The following is a 1774-nucleotide window of genomic DNA, read 5'->3' on the forward strand; positions in this document are numbered from 1 at the left end:
CTCCTTGGGACTGCGGGCGCAGCCGGGCGCGCCGATGACGTGCTTGCCGCCGAGCGTACCGAGCACCAGCAGATTGCCGGGATCGACCGGCATACCGGCGCGGACGACGGTACCGCCCGCCCTCTCGATCGCCGCGGGAATGACATCGGCGAAATCGCTCATCGCCGAGGCGCCGAAGATCACCACCATGTCATTGTCGCGCACCAGGGAAGCCGTGGCCTCCGCCACCGGCGCGATCTCATGCGCCGTGCGGCGCTCGGCCGTCAGCCTGCCGCCGGTGCGCGCCAGCCGCGCTTCGGTGACGCGCAGCGTCTTGTCGAGCACGGAAGGCTTGATGCCCGGCAGAACCGTCTGGATGACGCCGACACGCACGGGCCGGTAGGCATTGACGGCAAAGATCTCGCCTGCGGCGCAGATTTCTGTCGCAGCGTCGACCAGCGCTGAACCGACCGCGAAGGGAATGATCTTCACCGTCGCGACCATCTGGCCTTTCTCGACCGGCGCATGCTGCGCCAGCGTGGCGATGGTGATGGCGGGATCGATGGCATTGATGGCGTCGATGGCAGCGGCATCGACCGTGAAGATGCCCGGCGCCTTGGCGTGGAGGTTGACCCGCCCGGTCGCGGCAGGCTTGGCTTCGATGCCGCGAAAGGCCATGCTCCCGGCAATCGTTTGCGCGGCCGCATCCTCGCCGAGGTCGTCTTCAGCCAGAACAGCCGCAACGACCTCGGAAACACCGGCAGTCCGTAGCAGCGCCACATCTTCGGCGCTCAGCCTATGCGCCTTGCGGAAGCGGCGTTCACCAGCGGTGGTGGAGTGTGCCAGCACCGCGCCTTCCGCCGTCTCGATCGGGATCGGTCCGAATTTCACGCCGCCGCACCTTTTGCGTCCAGCCCGCGCGAGCGGAAGGCATGGATCGCCTGGGCCAACACCGCAACAGCAATCTCTCCCGGGCTGGCAGCACCAATATCGAGCCCGATCGGCGCATGAATACGGGCGATCTGGTCGGCGCTCGCGCCCAGCGCCAGCAAACGTTCGACACGCTTGGCATGCGTCTTCCTGCTGCCGAGCGCGCCGACATAGAAGCAGTTGGCGTCTAGTGCTGCCTTCAGGGCGAAATCATCGACCTTGGGATCATGGGTGACGGCGGCAAGTGCGGTGTAGCTGTCGAGCGGCTGACGCTTCAGCACATCCTCCGGCCATTCGGCATGAAGCGCCACATCGGGAAAGCGGTCCGGCGTGGCGAAAGCGGTGCGGGGGTCGATGATCTCCACGGGATAGCCGGCGATCTTCGCCATCGGCGCCAGCGCCTGGCTGATATGGACAGCGCCAATCACGACCAGACGCGGCTGCGGCAGATGCGCGTTGAGAAAGAAAGTCCGCCCCTCGGCTTCGACCGAACCGGAATTACCGGTGCGAAACGCCCTGGCGATCGCGGTTCCGAGATCGCCGGCGACGTGATCGCCCTCGCGCACGATCCGGTCGCGCCCGTCACCGAGATCGGTGACAAGGATCGCCGCACGGCGGGCGCGTCGTTCGGCGTTCAAAGTTTTTAAGGCGTAGGGATCCATCAGGAAATCTCTTGTCCGAGCATCATCTTGTCCAAAAACCGGGTCCCACTTTTTGGGATCATGCTCTAGCCCAGTCTTTCCACGTACACCTTGATGCGGCCGCCACAGGACAAGCCCACTTGCCATGCGGTTTCATCGGCAACACCGAACTCCAGCATCCTGGCCTTGCCGCTGTCGATGACGTCGATGGCCTCGCTGACCAC

General features: G+C 65.2%; 2 protein-coding genes and 1 pseudogene. All 3 read right to left on the reverse strand.

Translation table 11 applies throughout. From position 1 onward, the window contains the following. A partial coding sequence (locus ENZ75_RS30760) for a molybdopterin-binding protein (protein WP_164888137.1) occupies window positions 1-870 on the reverse strand: 870 nt, incomplete at its 3' end. Continuing rightward, window positions 867-1571 (reverse strand): XdhC family protein, encoded by a 705-nt coding sequence (locus ENZ75_RS30765; protein WP_013532111.1) that lies wholly within the window; start codon window positions 1569-1571, stop codon window positions 867-869. The genes ENZ75_RS30765 and ENZ75_RS30760, both read right to left, overlap by 4 nt. 65 nt (window positions 1572-1636) lie before the next feature. Beyond that, window positions 1637-1774, reverse strand: a pseudogene (locus tag ENZ75_RS35435) (XdhC family protein); the annotation flags it as partial.

This window comes from Mesorhizobium sp. M7A.F.Ca.CA.002.04.1.1 (assembly GCF_004022805.1).
Lineage (GTDB): Bacteria > Pseudomonadota > Alphaproteobacteria > Rhizobiales > Rhizobiaceae > Mesorhizobium > Mesorhizobium ciceri.